Origin of the sequence: Streptomyces sp. NPDC041068 (assembly GCF_040647455.1) — a bacterium.
In the GTDB taxonomy this organism is placed as follows: Bacteria; Actinomycetota; Actinomycetes; order Streptomycetales; family Streptomycetaceae; genus Streptomyces.
In genome coordinates, this window is record NZ_JBEZCG010000002.1 from 543,886 (window position 1) to 568,105 (window position 24,220).

Sequence of the window (24,220 nt, forward strand, 5' to 3'; positions counted from 1 at the left end):
CGCGAAGTTAGTCGGAATACCCGACAGCTTCTGTCTTCTTTTCCTGGGTGATCTCCTGCAGTTCTCCGTCCAGGAGCAGCCATCGCGTGATGCCGATGGACTCCAGGAACGGCAGGTCGTGACTGGCCACGATCAGCGCCCCCTCGTACGACTCCAGGGCCGTCGAGAGCTGCTTCACGCTCGCCATGTCGAGGTTGTTGGTCGGCTCGTCGAGCATGAGCAGCTGCGGCGCGGGCTCCGCGAGGAGCAGCGCCGCGAGCGCCGCGCGGAACCGCTCGCCGCCCGACAGGGTCCCGGCCTTCTGGTCGGCCTTGGCCCCCTTGAACAGGAAGCGGGCCAGGCGCGCCCTGACGCGGTTCCTGGTGGCCTCGGGAGCGTACGCCGCCACGTTCTCGGCGACGGTCAGCTCGTCGTCGAGAACGTCGAGCCGCTGCGGCAGGAAACGCATCGGGACATGCGTCCGTGCCTCGCCCGCGACCGCTTCAAGGTCACCGGCGATGGTGCGCAGAAGGGTGGTCTTGCCCGCGCCGTTCCGCCCGATCAGCGCGATCCGCTCGGGGCCGCGCAGCTCGAACTCGCCCTCCACGCGGGCTCCGTAGCACAGTTCGAGGCCGCTGAGGGTGAGCACCGTGCGCCCGGGGTGCACCAGGGTGTGCGGCAGGTCGACGCGGATCTCGTCGTCGTCCCTCACCGCCTCGACGGCGTCGTCCAGGCGCTCCTTGGCCTCGGCCAGCTTCTCCTGGTGCATGATGCGGTGCTTGCCCGCCGACTCCTGTGCGGCCCGCTTGCGCGCGCCCGCGAGGATCTTCGGCAGACTTCCGCTGTCCTGGATCTTCTGGCCGTAGCGCTTGCGACGGGCCAACTTGACCTGGGCGTCGGCCAGATCGCGCTTCTGCTTGCGCAGATCGGACTCGGCGACGCGCACCATGCGCTCCGCTGCCTCCTGCTCGGTGGCGAGGATCTCCTCGTACGCGCTGAAGTTGCCGCCGTACCAGCGGACCTCGCCGTCGCGCAGCTCGGCGATCTGGTCGACCAGGTCGAGGAGTTCACGGTCGTGGCTGACCACGACCAGGACCCCGGACCACGCCTCGACGGCCTCGTACAGGCGTCGGCGGGCGTACAGGTCGAGGTTGTTGGTCGGCTCGTCGAGCAGCAGGACGTCGGGGCGGCGCAGCAGCAGCGCGGCGAGGCGCAGCAGCACCGACTCGCCGCCCGACACCTCGCCCGTGGTGCGGTCGAGGCCGATGTGGCCGAGCCCGAGCTGGTCGAGGGTGGCGCGAGCCCGCTCCTCGACGTCCCAGTCGTCGCCGACCGCGGTGAAGTGCTCCTCGCTCACGTCGCCCGCCTCGATGGCGTGCAGGGCGGCGCGTGTCGTGGCGATACCGAGTACGTCGTCGACGCGCAGACCGGTGTCGAGGGTGACGTTCTGCGGCAGACAGCCGACCTCGCCGGCGACCTTGACGGTGCCTTCGGTCGGGGTCAGTTCACCGGCGATCAGCTTCAACAGGGTTGACTTCCCCGAGCCGTTGACGCCGATGAGCCCGGTCCTGCCGGGCCCGAAGGCCACCTGCAGGCCGTCGAGGACGTCGGTGCCGTCGGCCCAGGCGTAGGAGAGCGACGTGCAGGTGATCGAGGTGGGGAAAGTAGACATACAGGCCTCGCGGTTGCGTGGTGTGAAGCGTGGTCGGGGGCAACGCGTTCGAGACACCGCGGCGGTGGTGAGGCCGGAGAGAGAAAAGGCCTGTGCCGGGGACGGGACGGCTCATGTGCCGAGGTCACACGCGACGTACACGGCAGCGCGGGGCTGCGTGACGCGGTGTCTCATGACCTCAGACGAGCAACGTCCTTCTCCTATCGACGGCAACAGAACCGTTGTACACCGTAGGAAGGTCCCTGGAGTGTGTCAACGTTTTATCGACAGGCCCCGGATGAACACGCCCAGGAAGAACAGGCACCGGAAGAGGAGGCGTCGTGCACTTCGGAACGCTGTCCCTGCCCGCGAAGCTCTTCCTCCTCGCGTGGCACCCGGACAAGGGCAGGTTCACCGGCGGACCCGACCTGCATCTCGCGGTCCGGGCCGGTGCCCTGGTCGATCTCGCCCAGCGCGGCCTGCTCGTCGAGTCGGACGGCATCGTCACCCCGATCGTCGGCGCGCGCACCGGGGACACGGTGCTCGACGCCCTCGTCGAACTCGTCGAGCAGTCACGGCCGCGCAAGTGGCGCGCCTGGATGACCCACCGCTCGGGCTCCACCCTGAAGGCGGTGCGGGCCCAGCTGGCCGCCCACGGCTATCTGCGGGAGGTGCACAGGCGGGTCTTCGGGCTCTTTCCCTCCCGCTGCTGGGAACTGGAGCGCACGGGGTACGCGGAGGCTCTGCACGCGGAGGCGCTCACCGTGCTGCGTGGCCCGCAGCCGGTCGATGAGGTCACCGAGCGTGACGCGGCGCTCGTCGTGTGCGCGGCCACCGGCAAGCTGAGCCCCGTCGTCACCGGCAAGGACCGCAGGCGGTACAAGGACCGGCTCGCCGAGCTGACCGACCGCAGCGCGGGTGCCTCGCCGGAGCTGCGGGCGCTGATGCGTAACCTCCGCAAGGCACTGGCCTCGGCGGTCGCGTCGGCGGAGATGGCGCGGTCCGGCAGCGGAGGGGGCTAGAGAGCTGGAGGGATGGGGGAGGAGGGGGAGAAGAGGGAGGGGTGCGAAGCAGGGCGAGGGAGGAGCCCTGTCTCAGCACGCGTCCTGCGGTCTCAGCACATGTCGCGCAGCCTCAGCAGGCGTCCCGCATCAGCTCGGCCAGGTCCTCGTCCAGGTCGACATGGCGGAACTCCTGGCCGACCGGCACCAGCGTCGTCGTGCGGTGCAGGAAGTGGCGCAGCTCCCCGGTACGGATATGGACGATCGCGGTCCCCTCGGGCGCGTGGAACTCCAGGACGGTGCGGTCGAAACCGTACGGCCGCACGCGTACGTCGCCGTCGCCCACCGCGCGCTCGACGCCGTGCGTGAGCAGCTCGCGGGCGAACGTCCAGTACACCTCGATGCCCTCGAGGGTCGCGGGCGCGGGGAAGCTCATGCGGACGGCGAAGGGATCCCGCCGGTCGTAGTGGAGCGTCGCGGGAATGGTCGCCATCCGCGGCGCGGTGGCGACGAGGCGGGCCTCTACGGCTTGCTCGATGACGGTGGACAACGCCTGCTCCCTCACTGACTGCTGGACGACTGGGGTCGGCACCTGACTAGACGACGGAATGACGAGATCCGTGCACACGGAGAGCGGGTGAGACCGAGTGACCTCTGTCACCGCGACACCGTGGAGGTCCCCGCGGTTCCCGGCCACCGCCTCATGGGGGACGCCTTCCGGCCATCTGGACGAGGCCCGGCGGGTCGGCTAGCTTCGCCCGCCATGAGGGGCATGGGGAAGTCGAAGTCGATGAGGCGCACGATACGTGCGGGACTGTGCGGAGCGGCGCTCGCGGGGACCGTTCTCGCGGCGCCGGGAACCGCTCTGGCGGACGGGTCCGGGCACACCCCGGACCGAGGTCCGCGCTGGCAGCTCAAGGACACGGGCACCGAGGCCCGCTTCCGGGGACTTGCCGCGGTGAGCCGCCGCACGGCCTGGGCGGCCGGTTCCGGCGGAACCGTGCTGCGCACCTCCGACGGCGGTAAGACCTGGCGCGATGTCTCCCCACCGGGCGCGGCCGATCTCGAGCTCCGGGACGTGGAGGCCTTCGACGGGCGTCGCGCGGTGGTGCTCGCCATCGGCGAGGGCGAGGCGTCGCGGGTGCTGCGCACCGAGGACGGCGGCGCCACCTGGACCGAGTCCTTCCGCAACACCGACGCCAAGGCGTTCTACGACTGCATGACCTTCTTCGACCGCCGCCACGGCCTGGCGATGAGCGACCCGGTCGACGGCAGGTACCGCATCCTGTCCACCGCCGACGGCGGCCGCTCCTGGAAGGTCCTGCCGAACGCCGGCATGCCCGCCGCGCAGGAGGGCGAATCCGCCTTCGCGGCGAGCGGCCAGTGCCTGGTGAGCTCGGGGCCGCGCGACGTGTGGCTCGCCACCGGCGGTGCGGCACGCGCGCGTGTCCTGCACTCCGCGGACCGGGGCCTGACCTGGACGGCCACCGACGCGCCGATCCCCGCGGGCGATCCGGCCCGCGGCGTCTTCGGGCTCGCCTTCCGCGACCGTACGCACGGCATCGCGGTCGGCGGCGACTACCGCGCGGGCCAGGAGTCGCCGAAGGCCGGGGCGGTCACCCGTGACGGCGGCCGCACCTGGGACCCGGCGGACCGGCCGCCGCCCGCCTACCGCTCGGGCGTGGCCTGGTTCCCGTACAGCCACACCACGGCCCTCGCGGTCGGCCCGACGGGTACGGACGTCACGAGGGACGGCGGGCGGACCTGGCGCACGGTCGACACGGGTTCGTACGACACCGTGGACTGCGCCGCGGACCGGAGCTGCTGGGCCTCCGGCGAGAAAGGGCGCATCGCCCGCCTGGAGCGGGGGTAGCGGGCGCGGGCGGCGGAGCGGGGCGGTCCTCAGCCGGGCAGCCGCTCGCGGTACGGGGCGAGCTCCGGGGCCGTCTTCGTCGCGTAGAACTCGGTGATGCGGTACGCGCAGACGCCGGCGACCGCGAAGGGGTCCGCCGCGGTGACCTCCTCGATCCGCGCGCGGTCGTCCGCGACGGCGATGATCACGCCGCCGTCGCGCGGGTTCTTGCGGCCGGACGCGATGAAGACCCCGGTCTCGTACTGCTCGTCGAGCCAGGCGACATGGGCTTCGAGGTGCTCGTCGACGGCGGAGACCGGCGCGGTGTAGGTCAATTCGAGAATGAACATGATCGGGAGGCTACCCGGCGGCCGGAAACCGCCGCGGGTCAGGAGGCTGCCGGCGCCCGCACCATGAAGACGTCGACCGGGTCCTCGGACTCCACGCAGCCGCTGGCGCACACGGTGCGGGTCGAACCGCCCGGCGCCGGGGCTGCCTCGCCGGTTGCGTGCCGGTTCCGTGCCGGGCTACCTCGCCAGTTCCGCCCGGATGGTCTTGCTGGTCGCGTACCGGGTGACGCTCACGGTCCTGGCCAGCTGCTGGACCATGGGCCAGCCGAACCCGCCCGTGCCGCCCTCCAGGTCGGGATCGCGCTCCCGGGGCGGTCGTGGGTCGGCGTCGGAGACGGTGATCGTGATGCCGTCGTGCTGTGCCTGCAGGTGCAGGGAGCACAGGGCTCCGCGCGCGTGGCGTACGACATTGGTGATGAGCTCGGAGACGACGAGTTCGATGGTCGCGGCGGCCTGGGCCCCGACGGCCGGGGTGAGCCCGGCGACGAACGCACGGGTGAGATCCCGTGCGTCGGTGACGGATTCGGGTCTCTTGGCGAAGGTGGCCGTCTCCAGCGGTGCGGTGTCCAGCGGTGTGTGCTGCGTCCGCATCAGCCTCCTCCTTCTTCGCGGTGGCCTTACCAGGTGATGGTTGTACGAGTGGATCTCTTGCCCCGAATTGGCGGGTTCAATGCCCCCTTGGGGCGGGGGACCCCGCAGAACGTCCGAACATCGCGGCCATGCGGCCCAGTTGTGTGATCCGTCGACATGAAGTGATCACTACGGGGTACGCGCGGTTCACCGGCGTTACGAGGACAAGAGGACATGCAGAGCCGGCCGACGATGGAGGGCGACGTGACGATGACGACGGGAACAGAGGTCAGGACCGGGACCGAGCGGCTTCCGGAGATCGCCTCCCCACAGGCCATGGCACCGCAGGACGCCCGGGACATGTCGAAGCTGTTCTTCAGTCGGCTCGCCACGCTGGAGGAGGGCACGGCCGAGCACCAGCTCGCGCGCAACACCCTGATCGAGATGAACATGTCCCTGGTCCGCTACGCGGCGGGGCGCTTTCGGCACCGTGCCGACGAGATGGAGGACATCGTCCAGGTCGGCATGATCGGTCTGATCAAGGCCATCGACCGGTTCGAGCTGTCCAGGGACACCCAGTTCGCCACGTTCGCGGTGCCCTACATCGTGGGGGAGATCAAGCGCTTCTTCCGCGACACCTCCTGGGCCGTCCATGTGCCGCGGCGCCTGCAGGAGGCCAGGGTGGAGTTGGCCAAGGCCAAGGAGGAGCTCGCCACCCGGCTCGGCCGTGCCCCGCGGGTCGCGGAGCTGGCCGCCCTGATGAACCTGACCGAGGACGAGGTCGTCGAGGCCCAGGTGGCCGCCAACGGCTACAGCTCCACCTCCCTGGACGCCCCCGTCCACGGCGACCCCGAGGACGGCGAGGCGGCGCTCGCGGAGTTCATCGGCGAGGAGGACCCCGCCCTGGAACTCGTGGAGGACTTCCACGCCCTCGCGCCGCTGCTCGCCGAACTCGGCGAGCGCGACCGGCAGATTCTGCACCTGCGCTTCGTCGACGAACTGACGCAGGCACAGATCGGCGAGCACCTGGGCGTCTCGCAGATGCACGTCTCGCGGCTGCTGGCCCGCACGCTCAAGCGCCTGCGCGCGGGCATGCTCACTCCGGCGGGCTGACCCGCGGGCATGCTCACACCCGCGGGCTGACCGGCGGGCGCGCGGGCCTCAGGGGCGCCCCCGCCAGTCGAGACACACGATCATGGCGTCGTCGTCCGCGTCGATCGGGCCGCGGTACCCGGACAGTTCCTGCAGCACCGCGCGCGGGACCTGCGAGGGCGGCAGCAGCCGGGTGCCGGTCATCGCCCGCGTGAGCGCGCGCTCGCTGTAGCGCTCGCCCGTGGGGGACGCCACGTCGTAGACGCCGTCGCTGACGAACAGGAGCCGGTCCCCGGGCCGGACGTGGAAGTGCTCCGCGGTGTAGGGCGTGTCCTCCGACATGCCGAGCGGGAGCTGCGCGTCCAGCTCGACGGGCTCGGCCCTGCCGTCGCGCAGCCGCCACATCTTCGGCGAGCCCGCGTCGATGACCTCCGCGTCCCCTGTGGCGAGGTCGAAGCGCAGGAGCAGCGTGGAGAGATGGACCTCGCCCTGGTGGTGGCCGTAGACGGCCTGGTCGGCGAGGCACGCCTGATCGGTGAGCGACAGTCCGGCACGGCGCGCGTTGCGCAGCGCGTTGACGGCGAGATTGGTGAGCAGGGCGGCCTGGATGCCCTCTCCCATGCCGTTGGTGACGGTGAGGGTCAGATGGTCGGCGGAGGCCGACCAGTCGAAGTTGTCGCCGTAGATGGCGTAGGCCGGCTCCAGCTGCGCCCCGATGTCGTACTCCGGGCGGGAGCAGGAGCGTCCGGGCAGCAACTGCCACTGCATCTCGGCGGCGAGGGTGAGCCGGTCGGCGCGCCGGGCCTGGAGGTAGAGGTCGGTGTCGCGTTCGGCCACGACGATCTCGTGGCCGAGGACCTCCGCCACGTCGGCCAGTTCGCGCACGGTGGCGGCGTCGCAGACCGGGGAGGGCAGGCGCACGGTCAGGATGCCGATGCGGTCGCCGCGCACGCTGATCGGGAGATGGACGGAGCCGACCTCCTCGTGGTCGTCGGTCTCGACGTGCGGTTCCTGGCGTGCGAAGGCGCGTCCCGGAACGCTGGCGTGGACCGGCACGGGGAGTGCGGTGTGCGGAAGCGCGTTGACCGGCTGGAGTATGGTCGTCGCGTAGTCGGCCATGAGCAGGTCGACGGAGCGGGCCGCGTAGTGGACGGCGAGCGCGTCCTGAACCGCTTCGAGGAGAGCGTGCGGTGCGGAGTGGCGCAAGGCGCGTTCCACAGCCGTGAATCTGTCCAACTGTCCGGTACCACCTGTTCCTGTTCGGTCGCGACGAGAGTGCGGGTTGGGATCGGGATGAGCGTGCGGGTTCGGATCGGGATGAGTGTGCGGGTTCGGATCGGGATGAGTGTGCGAGAAGGAGCCGAGGGCCTGCCATGCCTCAGCGACTGACAGGGCCATTGCGAAGTGTCACAGTTGAGGGCATGGATTCCGAAACTTCCGGCGGGGGCGACCAGGGTGCGGCCGCGCATGCTGCCCGGGAAGTCATCGAACTGCTCGAAGTGCTGTGGGGGAGAGGCAGGGACATCGCGACGACGGCACCGGTGTCGTCGTCGCAGCTGCGCGTGCTGTTCGCCCTGGACGGCGCCGAGGGGATCAACCTCCGCACGCTCGGCGAGCACTTGGGCTCGGCGCCGTCTTCGGTGAGTCGTATGTGCGACCGCCTTCATGCCCTGGGCTTCATCGAGCGGTCCCTCAGCCCGGCCAGCCGTCGTGAGCTCGAACTGCGCCTGTCGAGCCGTGGAGAAAAGTACCTCGGCGACCTGCGGGCCCGCCGCGAGAGCGCGCTGCTCGAAGCCATGTCGACGATGCGCCCCGCCGAACGTGCTGCCCTGGTCAAGGGGTTGAGCGGCTTCCGCCGCGCGGTGGAGGGGACCGAGCCCGGCCGGGGCCCTGCGAACGCCCGTGCGGTGGAGTCAGCCTGATCGCGCGGGTTTACTCCCGGCGCATCCAGGTACATGCAGACGGTCGAAAACGTATCGACGGCCAGGACGGCCAGGACGGCCAGGACGGCCAGGACGGCCAGGACGGCCGAGGCGACCGATCCGCGACAACCGCACTGACGTATGGCGCAGTTGACACCCCGTGAGCTCAAGGCGACCGAAGGTCGATCGCCACCCTCGGATAACATTTGCCGTGCGGCAACAATTGCTAAGGTGGATGGAATGAACACCAGTGAGTCCGAGGCCCGGTCGCGCGTCAGCTCCGCTCTGCGCGAGCGAGGGGAGAAGGTGGCCGACCGGTGGGTCGAGCTCCAGTCGGAGCAGGCGGTCCTGGAGACCGGCATCACCGAGGCCGAACTGAACGAGGAGGCCGACTCGTTGGTCGAGGCCCTGCTGGCCGGCCTCGAGACCGACCACCCCGTGCGGGACGTCGTGGCCGCGCACCCCGGACTGCGCCAGGCCGTCACCGACCTCTCGCTGCGCCGCGCGCGAGGCGGCGCGACGCCCACGGCCACCTCGCTGGCCGTACTGGCGCTGAAGGAAGCCCTGTTGGAGGCGGTGCAGCAGGACACGCGCGACGTCACCGCGCTCTACCACGCCGCGCTGTTCATCAACCGCCTCCTCGACACCGCGGGCGCCATGTCCTTCGAGATCTACGTCGAGGGCCGCGAGGAGATCATCCGGCGGCAGAGCCGCCAACTCCTGGAAGTCTCCACGCCGGTGGTGCGCCTGTGGGACCAGGTGCTCGCCGTCCCGCTGATCGGAACCCTCGACACCACCCGGACGCAGGTGGTGATGGAGAGCCTCCTGGAGGCCATCGAGCGGGACGAGGCGCAGGTCGCCATCATCGACATCACCGGTGTGCCCACGGTGGACACCGCGGTGGCGCACCACCTGATGCAGACGGTCAACGCCGTACGCCTGATGGGCGCCGACTGTGTGATCAGCGGCATCCGTCCGCCGATCGCCCAGATCATCGCGCAGCTCGGCATCGACCTGTCGGCCATCCTGACGCGCGCGACGCTGGCCGACGCCCTCGCCGCCGCCATCCCGCTGCTCACGGACCAGCCGGTCCACCGGGCCTCCCTCGCGGAGGCGCGGTGAGCGGCGGCTTGAGCGGCGTACCGATCCTGCGACTCGGTGACGTACTGGTCACCGGTCTGCTGAACGAGCTCGACGACAAAGCGGCGGTCGCGTTCACCGAGGAGCTGACGGAGCGCATCGTCGCCGACCGTGCGCGCGCGATCCTCATCGACATCTCACGGCTCGAGATCATCGACTCGTTCGTGGCCCGTACGCTGATGGAACTGACCACCACGGCGCGACTGTTGGGCGCCCGGGTCATAGTGGCCGGCATGCGCCCGGCGGTCGCGATCACCCTGGTGGAACTGGGGCTGCAGCTGTCCGGTGTGGAGACCACGCTCAACGCGGAGCAGGGAATGATCGCGCTGGGCTGGCAGCCCGCGCCCCGACCCCCAAAGGGGGGCCCCGTTGTCCCTCTACGGTGACCTCGAAGAAGCGTCCGCCCGCCCGAGCCCGGTCGCGGGCTCCCCGGAGAGCGACGGCGCCCGTGCCGAGCACGCCATCCGTGCGGAGGAGGACCTGCTCACGGTGCGGCACGCGGTACGGGAAGCGACCCTGAGGGTCGGCTTCGGGCTCGTGGACCAGACGCGCATCGTCACGGCCGCCAGCGAACTGGCCCGCAACGCCTATGTGCACGGCGGCGGAGGCGTCCTCACCCTGGAGATCGTCCAGCGGGGCGGCCGCCGAGGGCTGAAGCTGGCGGTGAGCGACCAAGGCCCTGGCATCGCCGACATCGACCAGGCGCTCACGGACGGATACACCACCGGCGCGGGGCTCGGGCACGGCCTGGGCGGCGCGCGTCGCCTCATGGACGAGTTCCAGGTGCGGTCCACCCCGGGGCGGGGCACGACCATCACCGCCCTGCGCTGGATCGGGCCGCGGTGAACTCCGCCGCGGCGGCCCGCACCACGCACATCGCCATCGACCACCCCAGCGCCGTGCAGAGCGCCGCGGACCACGCCAGGGCGTTCGCCCGCGAGATGCCCGGTGCGCTGCCCCACCAAGCGGCCGTCCTCGCGAGCGAGTTGGCCAGCAACATCGTCAAGCACGCCCGCAACGGCGCCCTGTTCGTCCAGCGTTCGCCGCTCGGCGAAGGCCTGGACATCGTCGCCGTCGACAGCGGCCCCGGCATGCCCGACATCGATCTGAGCCTGACGGACGGATACAGCACCACCAGGACGATGGGCGCCGGCCTGGGCGCCGCGCGCCGTATCGCCACGGAGTTCACCATCCGCTCGGACGCGGCGCTCGGCACGCTGGCCCACGCCCGTCTCGCCGCCCCGGACGCACCACGCACCGCCGCCGCCCCGGGAGCGCTGTGTCTGCCCGCCGACGGCCAGGACGCGACCGGCGACGGCTACGCGATCGCCGAACACGGCGGAGCCCGGACCGCGTTGGTGATCGACGGCCTCGGCCACGGCCCCGAGGCCGCCACCGCCGCACAGCGCGCCGAACGCACCTTCCTCGCGAACCCCGCGGCCCCGCTGGCGGACGTGCTCACCGCCCTGCACAAGGCGCTGCGGCACACCCGCGGGGCAGCCGTCGCGGCCCTGCGCATCACCGCGGGACGGGCCGAGTACTGCGGGGTCGGCAACGTCCGTGCCGCGGCGCTGTCCCCCGAAGGCATCCACCACCAGTTCACCGGGCAGGCCGGCATCGTCGGGTACACCCTTCCCGCGCCCAGGAGCCGGTTCGTGGACCTTTCCGAGCACACCACCGTGGCCCTGTACACCGACGGCATCGACCACCGTTGGACGCACGCCCCCACCGCCGCGCGCCTCACGCTGCCTCCGGTGCTGCTCGCGGCCTCGCTGGCCCACAGCCACCGCCGCAGACGTGACGACGCCACCGTCCTGACCCTCGGCCCCCACCTGGGAATGAGATGACCCGCGAAACCTTCCGTACGCTCAAGGCCCTGCGGCACACCGTACGAAGCATCGCCCTCGGGCACCGGCTGCCCGCCGACGACCGCGCACGGCTCGTCCTGTCGCTGAGCGAGGTGGCCGGGGCGGCCCTCGGCGGCGGCCGCCCCGTCACCCTGCTCAGCCGCCGCGAGACCGACGAGGACGGCGCCCACCGGCTGACCCTCGCGCTGCGCCTGCCGAACCAGAGCCCGGGGCACGCGGTGGCGACCGACAGACTGCCGCTGCGTGCGCGGACCCAGCCGGACGGCACCGTGGTGTGGAACCTGCCGCTGCCGTCCACCGGTTCGCCCGGCCACGCCGCCCGCCCCGCGGCGGCACAGCGCGGCGAGGCCGACACCGCCCTGCTGGAGGAGGAGCTCCGCGCGTCGCTGGCCCGTGCGGACGCCCTGGCCGACGAGCACCGCAGGCTCAAGCACGAACTGGCCGAGACGAACAGCGGCGTCCTCGCCCTCTACGTACAACTCGAAGAGCGCGACGAGCAGTTGCGCACCGCGCACGGCCGCACCCTGCGCGCCCTGGAGGACGCGCTGCGCCCCAGGCCCCTGCACGTGGACGGCCTGGAACTCGCCGTGCACTACGCCCCGGCCAGCGACGAGGCGCCCACCGGCGGCGACCTGTACGACTGGTTCACGCTCCCGGACGGCACCGTTCACATCACGGTCGTCGACGCGCTCGGGCACGGCATAACCAGCACCCGCACCGCGCTGACCGTCACGCACGCGGTCCGCACCCTCGCCCTCGAAGGCCACCCGCTGGAGAGCATCGTGGCGCGGACCGACGGCATCCTGGCGCCCTTCGACCAGAGCGTCATGGCCACCCTGCTGCTCGCCCGCCTCGACCCCGCCGACGGGAAGCTGACCCTGGCCAACGGCAGTCATCCGCCGGCGCTGGTGGCCCGTGGCGACGGCGAGGCGAGCTACCTGGAGGTGCGCGGACGCGGCATCGGCTTCCCCCTGCCCGGCAGCGAACGGCTGCTGACCGCGCACCTGGGGGTCGACGACGTGCTGTTCCTCTACACCGACGGTCTCACCGAGAGCCGCAGGGACCCCTTGGAGGGCGAGCGGCGGCTCAAGGACGCCGTGTGCCGTCACCGCGTACGAGAAACGGAGCAGATCCCCGGCCTGGTGGCCGAGGACCTGCTCCGTGACGTGCTCCACCAGGACGACACCCTGGCGATCGCGGTGCGGCGCACCGGCGCGTGACGGGCCCGCCCGAGCGTGGCAGCCGCTAGTCGGTCACGTCGATCCGGCCGTTGACGGCGGCCGGAGCCGCGGACGCCTCCGGCGACGGGGCCGACGCCTTGCCCCCGGTGATGCCCTTGAGGAGCTCGGCGAGGTCGACTCCCGTGGTGGAGCTGAGGAGTTCGACGCCCTGGGCGACGTTGTCGGCGACGGTGCGGGAGAGCTGGCTCGCGCCGTCCGTCGAGATCACCGTCATCTTGTCCACCGCGCCGAGTGGCTCCGACGCCTTGGCGACCACGCTCGGCAGGACCTCGACGAGCATCTGCAGGACGGCCGCGTCGCCGTACTGCGCGAACGCGTCGGCCTTCTTGCGCATCGCCTCCGCCTCGGCGGCGCCCTTCGCGCCGATCGCGGCGGCCTCGGCCTCACCCTCCAGGCGCACGGCGTCGGCGAGCGCGGCACGCTGTGCCTTCTCGCCCTCACCGGTCAGACGCGCCCGCTCGGCGTCGGCCTCGGCCTGCTTGACCAGGCCGATCCTGCGGGCCTCCGCCTCCTGCTCGGCCTGGTAGCGCGCGGCGTCGGCCGGCTTGCGGACCTGGGTGTCCAACTCGCTGTCGGTGAGCGCCGCCTGGCGCTTGGCGACCTTCTCCTGCTCGGTGAGGACCTCCTGCTGGCGGGCGGCCTCGGCGAGCGGTCCCGCGGCCCCCGCGCGTGCCGACGCCTCGTCCGTCTCGGCCTTGATCTCGGCCTGCTTGAGCGCGAACGTCCGCTGGGCGATCGCGATCTCCTCCTCGGCCTTCAGACGCGCCTGCTCGGCGGCGCGGCGGGCCACGGCCTCGGCGATGTCCGCCTCCTGCTTGGCGCGGGCGGCCTCCGGGCGCCCGAGGTCCTCCAGGTAGGAGCCCTCGGTGGTGATGTCCTGGATCTGGAAGGCGTCGAGGACGAGGCCCTGCCCGGACAGGCTGGCCTCGGCCTCCTCGGCGACCTGCCCGGCGAACGCGGCACGGTCACGGATGATGTCCTCCACCGACATCCGCCCCACGATGGAGCGCAGCGCGCCGGAGAGCACCTCCTGGGTGAAGCCGACGATGCCGTCCTGCTGCACCAGGAACCGCTGGGCCGCGGCCCGGATCGAGTCCTCGGTCCCGCCGACCTTCACGATGGCGACGCCTTCGAGGTTCGACTTCACGCCGCGCAGGGTGACGGCGCCGCGCACCGCGATCGGGATGTGCCGCGAGGACAGGTCGAGGGTGAACTTCTGCTGGACGAACGGCACGACGAAGACGCCCCCGCCGACCACGACCTTCTGGCCGCTGTTGTCGGTCATGACCCGGCCGGTGTTCGGGTCGGTGGACTTCTTGCCGCGCCGCCCGGTCACGATGAAGGCCTCGCTGGGCCCGGCGACCTTGTAGCGGGTGATGACGACGAGCGCCAACAGGACGAGGAGTACGACGACTCCGACGACGGCGGTCAGGACTGGACTCATGGTGCGTTCCCCCCTGCCACCCGGGGACGGCAGATCGGTTGAGTTACGTTGCGTGGTGTGTGAGGGCGGTCGGTCAGCGCTCGACGGGCCGCACGGCCACCGAGGTCGGCGACAGCGCCGCGTCGACCCAGATCTCGGCGCCCCGCGCCACGGCGACGGAGCTGCGGGCCGCGAACTTCACGGGCTGTCCGGCGAGTTGAAGGAGCACCTCGCCGTAGCCGTCGGCCGGGATCGCGGTGACCACGGAACCCGCGGTGCCCACCAGGTCGTCGCCGCGCGGAGTGGTCGCGGTCTGGTCGCGCATCAGGGCGCGGGTGAGCCGCCAGGTGACCCACCCCGCTCCGGTCCCGGCACAGGCTCCCGCGACGGTGGCGGGACCGGCGCCGAGCCCGGTCGTGCCGAGCACGATCGCTCCGCCGAAGCCGAGCATGGACACGAACCCGGCGATGACCGGCAGCGAGAGGAGCCCGTCGAAGAGCCCGTCCAGCGCGCCCACTCCTCCGAAGAGTCCTTCGAGGACCCCGTCGAGCAGGAGCGAGAGCACCAGCAGCACGATTCCCGCGATGCCGAGACCCAGAAACACCGTCATCGGACCACTTCCCCCGTCATGCCGTTCACCCTGCCGTTCACCCCGGTACGGGCCGATCGTCGCAGTTCGCGGCGGTGCGGAACATTGCCTGCTTCCGGCAGTCTTTACGCGTCTTTAATGCCGGTCGGCGCGGCGGTGCCGCTCGCGCACGACGCCCGGAGCGGGCCCTCGTACCCCAACTAAGCTGGCCCGCACCATGATCAGCTACTCACTGCCCTCCGACTGGCCCACCGACGAGCGGACGGCGCGCGCCGTCCAGGACGACCTGCGCACCCGCGTCGTCCTCGACGACACGGGCCCTGCCCCCGGCACGGGCCACGTGACCGGTGTGGACGTCGCCTACGACGACGAGCGGGACGTCGTCGCCGCGGCCGTCGTCGTCCTCGACGCCGCGACGCTCGACGTGGTCGAGGAGTCGACGGCGGTCGGCACGGTCACCTTCCCCTACGTCCCCGGCCTGCTGGCGTTCCGCGAGATCCCGACGGTCCTCGCCGCACTCTCCCGCCTCGACGCCGACCCCGGCCTGGTCGTCTGCGACGGCTACGGCATCGCCCATCCGCGCCGCTTCGGCCTGGCGAGCCACCTCGGCGTCCTGACGGGGCTCGCGACGATCGGCGTCGCCAAGAACCCCTTCACCTTCTCGTACGAGGCTCCAAACGCGCCGCGGGGGAGCTCCTCGCCCCTGCTCGACGGCGCGGAGGAGGTGGGGCGCGCGCTGCGCACCCGCGAGGGCGTGAAGCCGGTCTTCGTCTCGGCGGGCCACCGCGTCGACCTGCCGCGCGCCTGCGAGCACACCCTGCGTCTGACGCCCCGCTACCGCCTCCCGGAGTCCACACGCCGCGCGGACGCCCTGTGCCGCGCTGCCCTGCGGGAGGCGACGGAGGCGACGGAGGCGGCGGAGCCTTCGCGAGAGGGCCGGTGACGGCACCGGGTTGAACGTTCAAAAGTGGGGCGGGTTAGCATATGAGCGCCGCCTAGCTCGAAAGAGACGCACGTGACTGTCAATGACGACTCGTTCACCAATTGGAAGCACCGCGAGGAGACCGCGGAGTCGATGATCCCGATCATCGGGAAGCTGCACCGCGAGCGGGACGTCACGGTCCTGCTGCACAGCCGCTCCTTGGTGAACAAGTCGGTGGTCAGCATTCTGAAGACCCACCGATTCGCCCGGCAGATAGCCGGTGAGGAGCTCTCGGTCAGCGAGACGCTGCCGTTCCTGCAGGCCCTCACCACGCTCGACCTCGGCCCCTCGCAGATCGACATCGGCATGCTCGCCGCGACGTACAAGACCGACGACCGCGGTCTGAGCGTCGAGGCCTTCACTGCCGAGGCCGTCGCCGGTGCCACGGGCGCCAACAAGATCGAGTGCCGCGAGGGCCGCGACGTCGTCCTCTACGGCTTCGGCCGCATCGGCCGTCTCGTCGCCCGCCTGCTCATCGAGAAGGCAGGATCGGGCAACGGCCTGCGGCTGCGCGCCATCGTCGTGCGCGGCGGCGGCGAGGCCGACCTCGTCAAGCGCGCCTCGCTGCTGCGGCGCGACTCGATCCACGGCCAGTTCCAGGGCACCATCACCGTGGACGAGGCGACGAGCACGATCGTCGCCAACGGCAACGCGATCAGGGTGATCTACGCCAACGACCCCTCCGAGGTCGACTACACGGCGTACGGCATCAAGGACGCCATCCTCATCGACAACACCGGCAAGTGGCGCGACCGCGAGGGGCTCTCCCAGCACCTGCGCCCCGGCATCGACAAGGTCGTCCTGACCGCCCCGGGCAAGGGCGACGTCCCGAACATCGTGCACGGCGTCAACCACGACACGATCAAGCCGGACGAGCAGATCCTGTCCTGCGCCTCCTGCACCACCAACGCGATCGTCCCGCCGCTGAAGGCGATGGCGGACGAGTACGGCGTGCTGCGCGGTCACGTGGAGACCATCCACTCGTTCACCAACGACCAGAACCTGCTGGACAACTACCACAAGGCCGACCGCCGCGGCCGTTCCGCGCCGCTGAACATGGTCATCACCGAGACCGGCGCCGCCTCGGCCGTCGCCAAGGCGCTGCCCGACCTGAAGGCGCCGATCACCGGCAGCTCCATCCGGGTCCCGGTGCCGGACGTCTCGATCGCGATCCTCAGCCTGACGCTGGGCCGCGAGGCCACCCGCGACGAGGTCCTCGACTACCTGCGCAACGTCTCGCTGACCTCGCCGCTCAAGCGCCAGATCGACTTCACCACCGCCCCCGACGCCGTCTCGATGGACTTCGTGGGCTCGCGCCACGCCTCGATCGTCGACGCCGGCGCCACCAAGGTGGACGGCGACAACGCGATCCTCTACCTCTGGTACGACAACGAGTTCGGCTACTCGTGCCAGGTCATCCGGGTCGTCCAGCACGTCTCCGGGGTGGAGTACCCGACGTACCCCGTGCCGGTGGCCTGATCCACCTGGCCGACGGGTGTCCCGCCCCGCTCGGGGCAGGGCACCCGTCGTGGTGTTTCAGCGCACCGCCGCCACCCGGAAGGAAAGCCCCGCGGCCCGCAGCCGCTCGATCAACGCGTCGCCCATCGCCACGGCGGTGGTCAACTGCCCAGCGATCGGCGGCAGCGGGTCGAGCGCGAGGCACATGGCCGCCTCGGCCAGCATCTTCGCTGTCTCGTCGTAGCCGGGGTCGCCGCCCGAGACCTCGGTGAACACCCGCTTCCCGCCGCCCTCGCCGACGAAGCGCACCGAGAACGTGGACTTGGCCCGCTGTGCCTCGCTCGGCCCTTCACCGGGCTTGAGCCGCGAGGACAACCACCGCCGCGCGGCGGGCAGTTGCGCCGCCAAGGCCAGACCGCCGACGGCGAGCGTGCCGCCCAGGGCGAACGGCAGTGACTTCACGGCCGCGTAGTGGCGGTAGCGGAAGTCGGGCCCGTACCGCTCCAGGGCCCGTGCCGAACGCTGCACCACCTGCGGGTCGATGGTCGGCAGCGGCAGCGCCCACGCGCCGATCTCGCCCGCGTACCGGGGCGCGCTCGGCGGTGCGTACGCCTTACGGCCGACCACGCGGGGCTCGTGGCGGCGCCGGTCCTTCGCCGCGGCCAGCATCTGCGGCCCCCGGGCGAACTGGTTGAGCGCGGAGGCGAAGGTACCCCCGGAGACCTGCGCGACCGCCTGTACATAGCCGTCGACCCGCAGCGGCACGTCCTCCGGCAGCTGCTGCACCGTGAAGTACGCCCCCAGGTCGTGCGGGATCGAGTCGAAGCCGCAGGCGTGCACGATGCGGGACCCGGTCTCCCGCGCGCGGGCGTCGTGCTTCACGTACATGAGGTCGACGAACTCCGGCTCACCCGTGAGGTCCAGATAGTCCGTGCCCGCATCGGCGCACGCCGCGACCAGATCCTGTCCGTACGTCAGATAGGGCCCGACGGTGGTGGCGACCACCCGCGCGCGGGCGGCCATGTCCCGCAGCGAGGCGGTATCCGCCGCATCGGCCCGCACCAGCGGGAGTTCGGCGCAGGCCGGGTCGATGGCGGCCAGGCGCTCGCGCAGGCTCTCCAGTTTCGCGGTGTCGCGCCCCGCTACGGCCCACCGCAGCCCGGCGGGCGCGTGCGCGGCGAGGTACTCCGCGGTGAGCACGCCGACGAATCCCGTCGCTCCGAAGAGCACGATGTCGTACGCGCGGTCCGTGTTCTTGCTGTTGTCACCGGTCATGGCACCTCTCAGCCGTACGCCCCCGCGCAGTTGTCGGTGGCCGAGGCTAGCGTGAGGGGAGTGGACCGTGACCAGGAGGTACCCATGGCTGTCCCGAAAAGTGCCCTGAGGAAGTGGGAGGGCGTGCGCGCCTTCGCGCTCGGCATGCCGGGTGCCACGGAGGACTTCCCGTGGGGCGAGTCGGTCGCGAAGGTCAACAAGAAGGTGTTCGTCTTCCTCGGTGTGGACGACGGCAGTCACCCCTTGGGGATCACCCTCAAGCTCACGGACGAGGAGGCGCACGCGCACGCCCTGACCGCGCCCGGCGCCGAGCCCGCCGGGTACGGCCTCGGCCGGTCCGGCTGGGTGCGCATCCCCCTGGAGGAGAAGGGCGCGCCCGCCGCCGAGCTGCTCTGCGACTGGGTCGAGGAGAGCTACCGCGCGATCGCCACGAAGAAGTGGGTCGCGGAACTGGACGCCCGCGAGGGCTGATCCGAGGAACTGGAAGCCGGCCAGGTCTGATCCGCGCAGCGCGCGCGACCGGGCCGGATCACACCCCCGGCGCCGTCCGCACCGCGATCCCGTTCCGCTCCAGGAGCGCCGCGGTCACCCCGTCCCCGGCCACCAGCTCGCCGCCGAACGACCCGTCGTACACCGCCCCGCGTCCGCAGGACGGGCTGCGGGGCATCAGCAGCGCCTCGGTGCAGCCGCCGTGCCGTGCGGCCGCAAGGGCGCGCCGTGCGCCGTCCACGAATGCGGCCGTCACGTCGCGGCCCGTGTCCTCGACGACCCGCGCCGTGCCGTCCAGGACGTCGTGCCCGTCGCCGCCGACGAGCTCGGCGGGGCGGCGCGGTGTCGGCAGGCCGCCCGCGGCCTCGGGGCAGAACGACACGACCTCGCGGCCCGCCACCGCCGCGTCGAGTTCGGGCGAGGCCTTGTCACGGCCGTCGTAGCGGCACGGAACTCCCCGCAGACACGCGCTGACCAGTACGGAATCCATGCCGCCCAGGCTAGGCGCCGCACGACCGCGCGGCCGCCCCGGGCCACAATTGTCTAAGCGCTTGCTCGCCAGGGGCTTGTGCGCGGTGGAACACGTTCTTAGCATCACTGGTGTTACATCAGTTGTGTCATAACGCTGGGGGCTCAATGGCAGTGCCGGGCAAGGGCGTTCACGGACCGCTGGCCGGAGTGCGGGTGGTGGAGCTCGCGGGCATCGGGCCCGGCCCGTTCGCCGCCATGCTCCTGGCCGATCTCGGAGCCGACGTCGTGCGCGTCGACCGGCCGGGCGGGGGCGGCCTCGCGATCGATCCCGCGTACGACGTCACCAACCGCAACAAGCGCTCCGTCGTCGTCGACCTGAAGGCCGCCGACGGCGCGGCCCGCGTCCTCGACCTCGTCGAGCGCGCCGACGTCCTCATCGAGGGCTACCGGCCCGGTGTGGCCGAGCGCCTCGGCGTCGGCCCCGAGGCCTGTCACGCCCGCAACCCCCGGCTCGTCTACGGCCGGATGACCGGCTGGGGCCAGGAGGGGCCGCTGGCCCAGAGTGCCGGGCACGACATCGCGTACATCGCCATCACCGGCACCCTCGGCATGATCGGCAACCCCGACGAGCCGCCCGCGATCCCCGCGAACCTCGTGGGCGACTACGCGGGCGGCTCGCTCTACCTCGTCGTCGGCATCCTCGCGGCGCTGCACCACGCGCGCGTGCACGGCGCCGGGCAGGTCGTGGACGCCGCGATCGTCGACGGCGCGGCCCATCTCTCCGCGATGATCCACGGCATGCTCGCGGCCGGCGGCTGGCAGGACCGCCGCGGCGCCAACCTCCTGGACGGCGGTTGCCCCTTCTACGGCAACTACGAGACCGCGGACGGCGGTTACATGGCCGTCGGCTCCCTGGAGCAGCAGTTCTACGACGAGTTCATCGCGCTCCTCGGCCTTGCCGACGTGGCGCCCGCCCGCAAGGACCTGGCCCGCTGGGGCGAGCTGCGCGAGGCCGTCGCCGCCCGCTTCAAGGAGCGCACGCGCGACGAGTGGACGGCTGTGTTCGAGGGCTCCGACGCGTGCGTGGCCCCCGTCCTCTCGCTGCGCGAGGCTCCTGCCCATCCGCACCTCGCCGCGCGCGGCACCTTCACCGACCACGGCGGCATCACCCAACCCGCCCCCGCGCCCCGCTTCTCCGCCACCCCGACGCGGGTGCGCACAGGGCCCGCGCAGCCCGGCGCCGACACCGCGGACGTGGCCCGCGACTGGGACGTACCGGCGCTGAACGACGATGCGGCGCCGAACGACGGACCGGAGCCGAACGGCGCATCGGCGCCGAACGAGGAGGAACACCACTGATGGAGATCTCCGCCACGCTCGCCTACGCGGGCGACCCGCGCGAGGCCGCCGACGGCGTCGCCGCCCTGGAGTCCGCGGGCCTGGACGCCGTGTGGGTCGCGGAGGCGTACGGCTTCGACTCGCCCACGATCATGGGCTACCTGGCCGCGCGCACGGAGCGCATGAAGATCGGCTCCGCGATCCTCAACGTCTACTCCCGCACCCCGGCCCTGATCGCCCAGACCGCCGCGGGCCTGGACGCGATCTCCGGAGGGCGCGCGATCATCGGCCTCGGTGCATCGGGCCCGCAGGTCGTCGAGGGCTGGCACGGCAAGGCGTACGACAAACCGCTCGGCCGCACCCGCGAGACCATCGAGCTGACCCGCCGCATCCTGCGCCGCGAGGTCATCGACCATCACGGCATCACGGACATGCCGCTGCCTCCGGAGAAGGGCGGCAGGCTCGGCAAGCCCCTGAAGATCCTCACCAGGCCGGTGCGCCCCCAAGTCCCGCTGTACGTCGCCTCCCTGGGCCCCGCCAACGTGACGATGACCGCCGAGGTCGCCGACGGCTGGCTGCCCACCCTCTTCGTCCCGGAGAAGGCCCACCAGGTGTGGGGTGCCGCGCTCGCCAAGGGCACACAGAAGCGCGACCCGGCCCTCGGGCCGCTTCGGACGGTGGCCGGAGGGCTGCTCACCATCGGTGACGACGCGGCGGCCGTACGGGACCTCGCGCGCCCGCAGATCGCCCTCTACGTAGGCGGTATGGGCGCCAAGGGGAAGAACTTCTACAACGACCTCGCGGTCGCGTACGGCTACGAGAAGGAGGCCGCGCGCATCCAGGAGCTCTATCTCTCCGGGAAGAAGAAGGAGGCCGAGGCCGCCGTCCCGGACGAGCTCTGCGAACTCACCTCGCTGTGCGGGCCCGAGGGCTACGTGCGCGAGCGCGTCGAGGCCTTCCGGGCCGCCGGCGTCACCATGCTCAACGTCGTCCCTGTCGGCCCCGAGCCGGCCAGGTTGATCGAAACCGTCAAGGGCTGGCTCTGACCAGGGCCCGCTGGTTCTGGAAGGGCTCCAGGAGGCCACGTACAGATGAAACGGCAGATCTTCTCCGCCGAGCACGACGCGTTCCGCGAGACCGTCCGCACTTTCCTCGCCAAGGAGGTCCTTCCGCACTACGAGCAGTGGGAGAAGGACGGCATCGTCTCGCGCGAGGCATGGCTCGCGGCCGGCAAGCAGGGCCTGCTCGGGCTCGCCGTCCCCGAGGAGTACGGAGGCGGCGGGAACGCCGACTTCCGCTACTCCGCCGTGCTCGCCGAGGAGTTCACGCGCGCGGGCGCGGCCGGGCTCGCGCTCGGGCTGCACAACGACATCATCGGCCCGTATCTGACCTCGCTCGCCACCGATGAGCAGAAGCAGCGGTGGCTGCCCGGCTTCTGCAGCGGCGAGATCATCACGGCCATCGCGATGACCGAGCCCGGCGCGGGCTCCGACCTCCAGGGCATCCGCACCAACGCCGAGGACCACGGCGACCACTGGGTGCTCAACGGCTCCAAGACGTTCATCTCGAACGGCATCCTCGCCGACCTCGTGATCGTCGTCGCCAAGACGTCCCCCGAGGGCGGTGCGCACGGCCTGTCGCTGCTCGTCGTCGAGCGCGGCATGGAGGGCTTCGAGCGGGGCCGCAACCTCGACAAGATCGGCCAGAAGTCCCAGGACACCGCCGAGCTGTTCTTCAACGACGTACGCGTTCCCAAGGAGAACCTGCTCGGCGAGCTCGACGGCGCCTTCGTCCACCTGATGACGAACCTCGCGCAGGAGCGCATGGGCATCGCCGTCGCGGGGATCGCCGGCGCCGAGCACCTCCTGGACATCACCACGACGTACGTGAAGGAGCGCGAGGCCTTCGGGCGGCCGCTCGCCAAGCTCCAGCACATCCGCTTCGAGATCGCGGAGATGGCCACGGAGTGCGCCGTCACCCGCACGTTCCTCGACCGGTGCATCGTCGATCACTCGAACGGGGAACTCGACGCCGTGCACGCGTCGATGGCGAAGTGGTGGGCCACCGAACTGCAGAAGCGGGTCGCGGACCGCTGTCTGCAACTGCACGGGGGCTACGGCTACATGACCGAGTACCGCGTCGCCAAGGCCTTCACCGACGGACGCATCCAGACCATCTACGGCGGCACGACCGAGATCATGAAGGAGATCATCGGGCGTTCCCTCCTCGGCTGACCCCCAGCGGCCGACCCCTCACCCTCAAGAACCCCTGAAAGGCACTCGCGTGACCACCGAAGCGTACGTATACGACGCGATCCGCACCCCGCGCGGACGCGGCAAGGCCAATGGTGCCCTGCACGGCACCAAGCCGATCGACCTCGTCGTCGGCCTGATCCACGAGATCCAGGCCCGCTTCCCCGGCCTCGACCCGGCGGCCATCGACGACATCGTGCTCGGTGTGGTGGGCCCGGTCGGCGACCAGGGCTCCGACATCGCGCGGATCGCCGCCATCGCCGCGGGACTGCCCGACACGGTCGCGGGGGTCCAGGAGAACCGCTTCTGCGCCTCGGGCCTGGAGGCGGTCAACCTCGCCGCGATGAAGGTCCGTTCGGGCTGGGAGGACCTGGTCCTCGCGGGCGGTGTCGAGTCGATGTCGCGCGTGCCGATGGCTTCGGACGGCGGTGCCTGGTTCGCCGACCCGATGACCAACTTCGAGACCAACTTCGCGCCGCAGGGCATCGGCGCCGACCTGATCGCCACCATCGAGGGCTTCTCGCGGCGCGACGTCGACGAGTACGCGGCCCTCTCCCAGGAGCGCGCCGCCGCGGCCTGGAAGGACGGCCGCTTCGACCGGTCCGTCGTGCCCGTCAAGGACCGCAACGGCCTGGTCGTCCTCGACCACGACGAGCACATGCGCCCCGGCACCACCGCAGACTCCCTCGCCAAGCTGAAGCCGTCCTTCAAGGACATCGGCGACATGGGCGGCTTCGACGCGGTCGCGCTGCAGAAGTACCACTGGATCGAGGAGATCGACCACGTCCACCACGCGGGCAACTCCTCCGGCATCGTCGACGGCGCCTCGCTGGTCGCCATCGGAACCAAGGAGGTCGGCGAGCGCTACGACCTCACCCCGCGCGCGCGAATCGTCTCCGTGGCCGTCTCCGGCTCCGAGCCGCTGATCATGCTCACCGGGCCCGCGCCCGCCACCCGCAAGGCGCTCGCCAAGGCCGGCCTGACCATCGACGACATCGACCTCGTCGAGATCAACGAGGCGTTCGCCGCGGTCGTGCTGCGCTTCGTGAAGGACATGGGGCTCTCCCTGGACAAGGTGAACGTCAACGGCGGCGCGATCGCGTTGGGCCATCCCTTGGGCGCCACCGGGGCGATGATCCTCGGCACACTCGTGGACGAGCTGGAGCGGCGTGACCTCCGGTACGGGTTGGCCACGTTGTGCGTGGGCGGCGGCATGGGCATCGCGACGATCGTGGAACGGGTCTCCGGCTAAGCGCCGGTGGGGCCGTTGTCCGTCG

At 71.4% G+C, this 24,220-nt stretch carries 25 protein-coding genes; 16 read left to right on the forward strand and 9 right to left on the reverse strand.

Annotated elements, in window-relative coordinates; genetic code table 11:
• Positions 1–7 precede the first annotated feature (7 nt).
• Positions 8–1,651 carry an ABC-F family ATP-binding cassette domain-containing protein gene (locus AB0B50_RS06250; RefSeq protein ID WP_362326377.1) on the reverse strand — a complete coding sequence of 548 codons (1,644 nt, stop codon included), beginning with the start codon at positions 1,649–1,651 and terminating at the stop codon, positions 8–10.
• A 320-nt stretch (positions 1,652–1,971) separates the two neighbouring features.
• On the opposite strand from AB0B50_RS06250, the gene AB0B50_RS06255 reads away from it, so the two are divergent.
• Positions 1,972–2,652, forward strand: a complete 681-nt coding sequence (locus AB0B50_RS06255; RefSeq protein ID WP_362326380.1) for a GPP34 family phosphoprotein — start codon at positions 1,972–1,974, stop codon at positions 2,650–2,652.
• A gap of 112 nt (positions 2,653–2,764) precedes the next feature.
• Here the strand turns inward: AB0B50_RS06255 and AB0B50_RS06260 are convergent, their stop codons facing one another.
• Positions 2,765–3,181, reverse strand: a complete 417-nt coding sequence (locus tag AB0B50_RS06260) for an SsgA family sporulation/cell division regulator (protein ID WP_362326383.1) — start codon at positions 3,179–3,181, stop codon at positions 2,765–2,767.
• Between the two features lie 213 nt (positions 3,182–3,394).
• On the opposite strand from AB0B50_RS06260, the gene AB0B50_RS06265 reads away from it, so the two are divergent.
• Positions 3,395–4,504, forward strand: coding sequence for an oxidoreductase (locus tag AB0B50_RS06265; RefSeq protein ID WP_362326386.1), 1,110 nt, complete (start codon positions 3,395–3,397; stop codon positions 4,502–4,504).
• 29 nt (positions 4,505–4,533) lie between these two features.
• On the opposite strand, the gene AB0B50_RS06270 is transcribed toward AB0B50_RS06265, so the two are convergent.
• Both AB0B50_RS06270 and AB0B50_RS06275 read right to left on the reverse strand, forming a co-directional pair.
• A complete protein-coding gene (locus tag AB0B50_RS06270; protein ID WP_362326389.1) occupies positions 4,534–4,833 on the reverse strand; it encodes a YciI family protein in 300 nt (99 codons plus the stop codon).
• Between the two features lie 177 nt (positions 4,834–5,010).
• Complete coding sequence (locus tag AB0B50_RS06275; RefSeq protein WP_362326392.1) at positions 5,011–5,424, reverse strand: ATP-binding protein; 414 nt, start codon at positions 5,422–5,424, stop codon at positions 5,011–5,013.
• A 231-nt stretch (positions 5,425–5,655) separates the two neighbouring features.
• Between AB0B50_RS06275 and AB0B50_RS06280 the strand changes: the two genes are divergently transcribed.
• Positions 5,656–6,516 carry an RNA polymerase sigma factor SigF gene (locus AB0B50_RS06280; RefSeq protein WP_362326874.1) on the forward strand — a complete coding sequence of 287 codons (861 nt, stop codon included), beginning with the start codon at positions 5,656–5,658 and terminating at the stop codon, positions 6,514–6,516.
• A gap of 48 nt (positions 6,517–6,564) precedes the next feature.
• Here the strand turns inward: AB0B50_RS06280 and AB0B50_RS06285 are convergent, their stop codons facing one another.
• Complete coding sequence (locus AB0B50_RS06285; protein ID WP_362326395.1) at positions 6,565–7,731, reverse strand: PP2C family protein-serine/threonine phosphatase; 1,167 nt, start codon at positions 7,729–7,731, stop codon at positions 6,565–6,567.
• Between the two features lie 185 nt (positions 7,732–7,916).
• Here AB0B50_RS06285 and AB0B50_RS06290 point away from each other — a divergent pair, with 185 nt between their 5' ends.
• From AB0B50_RS06290 to AB0B50_RS06315, 6 genes are all read left to right on the forward strand, one after another.
• Positions 7,917–8,417: a MarR family transcriptional regulator gene (locus tag AB0B50_RS06290; RefSeq protein WP_362326398.1), complete on the forward strand. Its 501-nt coding sequence runs from the start codon at positions 7,917–7,919 to the stop codon at positions 8,415–8,417.
• Positions 8,418–8,657: 240 nt separating this feature from the next.
• The gene (locus AB0B50_RS06295; RefSeq protein WP_362326401.1) at positions 8,658–9,539 is read left to right on the forward strand and encodes an STAS domain-containing protein; all 882 of its coding nucleotides are present in this window, start codon (positions 8,658–8,660) and stop codon (positions 9,537–9,539) included.
• Complete coding sequence (locus tag AB0B50_RS06300; RefSeq protein WP_362326403.1) at positions 9,536–9,943, forward strand: STAS domain-containing protein; 408 nt, start codon at positions 9,536–9,538, stop codon at positions 9,941–9,943. Before AB0B50_RS06295 ends, AB0B50_RS06300 begins: the two co-directional genes overlap by 4 nt.
• A gap of 76 nt (positions 9,944–10,019) precedes the next feature.
• Entirely contained in the window at positions 10,020–10,403 is a 384-nt protein-coding gene (locus tag AB0B50_RS06305) for an anti-sigma regulatory factor (protein WP_362326877.1), read from the forward strand.
• Positions 10,400–11,404 carry a SpoIIE family protein phosphatase gene (locus AB0B50_RS06310; RefSeq protein ID WP_362326406.1) on the forward strand — a complete coding sequence of 335 codons (1,005 nt, stop codon included), beginning with the start codon at positions 10,400–10,402 and terminating at the stop codon, positions 11,402–11,404. The genes AB0B50_RS06305 and AB0B50_RS06310 overlap by 4 nt, the downstream gene beginning before the upstream one ends.
• On the forward strand, positions 11,401–12,645 hold the full coding sequence (locus AB0B50_RS06315) for a PP2C family protein-serine/threonine phosphatase (RefSeq protein WP_362326408.1): 1,245 nt from the start codon (positions 11,401–11,403) through the stop codon (positions 12,643–12,645). Before AB0B50_RS06310 ends, AB0B50_RS06315 begins: the two co-directional genes overlap by 4 nt.
• Before the next feature lie 25 nt (positions 12,646–12,670).
• Here AB0B50_RS06315 and AB0B50_RS06320 read toward each other — a convergent pair whose 3' ends face one another.
• Complete coding sequence (locus tag AB0B50_RS06320) at positions 12,671–14,110, reverse strand: SPFH domain-containing protein (RefSeq protein WP_362326411.1); 1,440 nt, start codon at positions 14,108–14,110, stop codon at positions 12,671–12,673.
• A 73-nt stretch (positions 14,111–14,183) separates the two neighbouring features.
• Positions 14,184–14,699, reverse strand: coding sequence for a hypothetical protein (locus AB0B50_RS06325; RefSeq protein WP_362326414.1), 516 nt, complete (start codon positions 14,697–14,699; stop codon positions 14,184–14,186).
• 196 nt (positions 14,700–14,895) lie between these two features.
• On the opposite strand from AB0B50_RS06325, the gene AB0B50_RS06330 reads away from it, so the two are divergent.
• Both AB0B50_RS06330 and AB0B50_RS06335 read left to right on the forward strand, forming a co-directional pair.
• Complete coding sequence (locus tag AB0B50_RS06330; RefSeq protein WP_362326417.1) at positions 14,896–15,621, forward strand: endonuclease V; 726 nt, start codon at positions 14,896–14,898, stop codon at positions 15,619–15,621.
• Between the two features lie 72 nt (positions 15,622–15,693).
• Positions 15,694–17,139, forward strand: coding sequence for a glyceraldehyde-3-phosphate dehydrogenase (locus tag AB0B50_RS06335; protein WP_362326420.1), 1,446 nt, complete (start codon positions 15,694–15,696; stop codon positions 17,137–17,139).
• A gap of 57 nt (positions 17,140–17,196) precedes the next feature.
• Here the strand turns inward: AB0B50_RS06335 and AB0B50_RS06340 are convergent, their stop codons facing one another.
• Positions 17,197–18,393 carry a saccharopine dehydrogenase NADP-binding domain-containing protein gene (locus AB0B50_RS06340; RefSeq protein ID WP_362326423.1) on the reverse strand — a complete coding sequence of 399 codons (1,197 nt, stop codon included), beginning with the start codon at positions 18,391–18,393 and terminating at the stop codon, positions 17,197–17,199.
• Positions 18,394–18,477: 84 nt separating this feature from the next.
• Between AB0B50_RS06340 and AB0B50_RS06345 the strand changes: the two genes are divergently transcribed.
• The gene (locus AB0B50_RS06345; protein ID WP_362326427.1) at positions 18,478–18,864 is read left to right on the forward strand and encodes an MmcQ/YjbR family DNA-binding protein; all 387 of its coding nucleotides are present in this window, start codon (positions 18,478–18,480) and stop codon (positions 18,862–18,864) included.
• A 58-nt stretch (positions 18,865–18,922) separates the two neighbouring features.
• Here AB0B50_RS06345 and AB0B50_RS06350 read toward each other — a convergent pair whose 3' ends face one another.
• A complete protein-coding gene (locus AB0B50_RS06350) occupies positions 18,923–19,372 on the reverse strand; it encodes a DUF523 domain-containing protein (RefSeq protein WP_362326430.1) in 450 nt (149 codons plus the stop codon).
• A 146-nt stretch (positions 19,373–19,518) separates the two neighbouring features.
• Here AB0B50_RS06350 and AB0B50_RS06355 point away from each other — a divergent pair, with 146 nt between their 5' ends.
• Genes AB0B50_RS06355 through AB0B50_RS06370 form a run of 4 tightly spaced genes read left to right on the forward strand, consistent with a single transcriptional unit; the run spans position 19,519 to position 24,195 of the window.
• Positions 19,519–20,712 (forward strand): CaiB/BaiF CoA-transferase family protein, encoded by a 1,194-nt coding sequence (locus AB0B50_RS06355; RefSeq protein ID WP_362326433.1) that lies wholly within the window; start codon positions 19,519–19,521, stop codon positions 20,710–20,712.
• Positions 20,712–21,737 carry an LLM class F420-dependent oxidoreductase gene (locus tag AB0B50_RS06360; protein WP_362326437.1) on the forward strand — a complete coding sequence of 342 codons (1,026 nt, stop codon included), beginning with the start codon at positions 20,712–20,714 and terminating at the stop codon, positions 21,735–21,737. Before AB0B50_RS06355 ends, AB0B50_RS06360 begins: the two co-directional genes overlap by 1 nt.
• A gap of 45 nt (positions 21,738–21,782) precedes the next feature.
• On the forward strand, positions 21,783–22,925 hold the full coding sequence (locus AB0B50_RS06365; protein ID WP_362326440.1) for an acyl-CoA dehydrogenase family protein: 1,143 nt from the start codon (positions 21,783–21,785) through the stop codon (positions 22,923–22,925).
• A gap of 49 nt (positions 22,926–22,974) precedes the next feature.
• A complete protein-coding gene (locus AB0B50_RS06370; RefSeq protein ID WP_362326443.1) occupies positions 22,975–24,195 on the forward strand; it encodes an acetyl-CoA C-acetyltransferase in 1,221 nt (406 codons plus the stop codon).
• Positions 24,196–24,220: the final 25 nt, after the last annotated feature.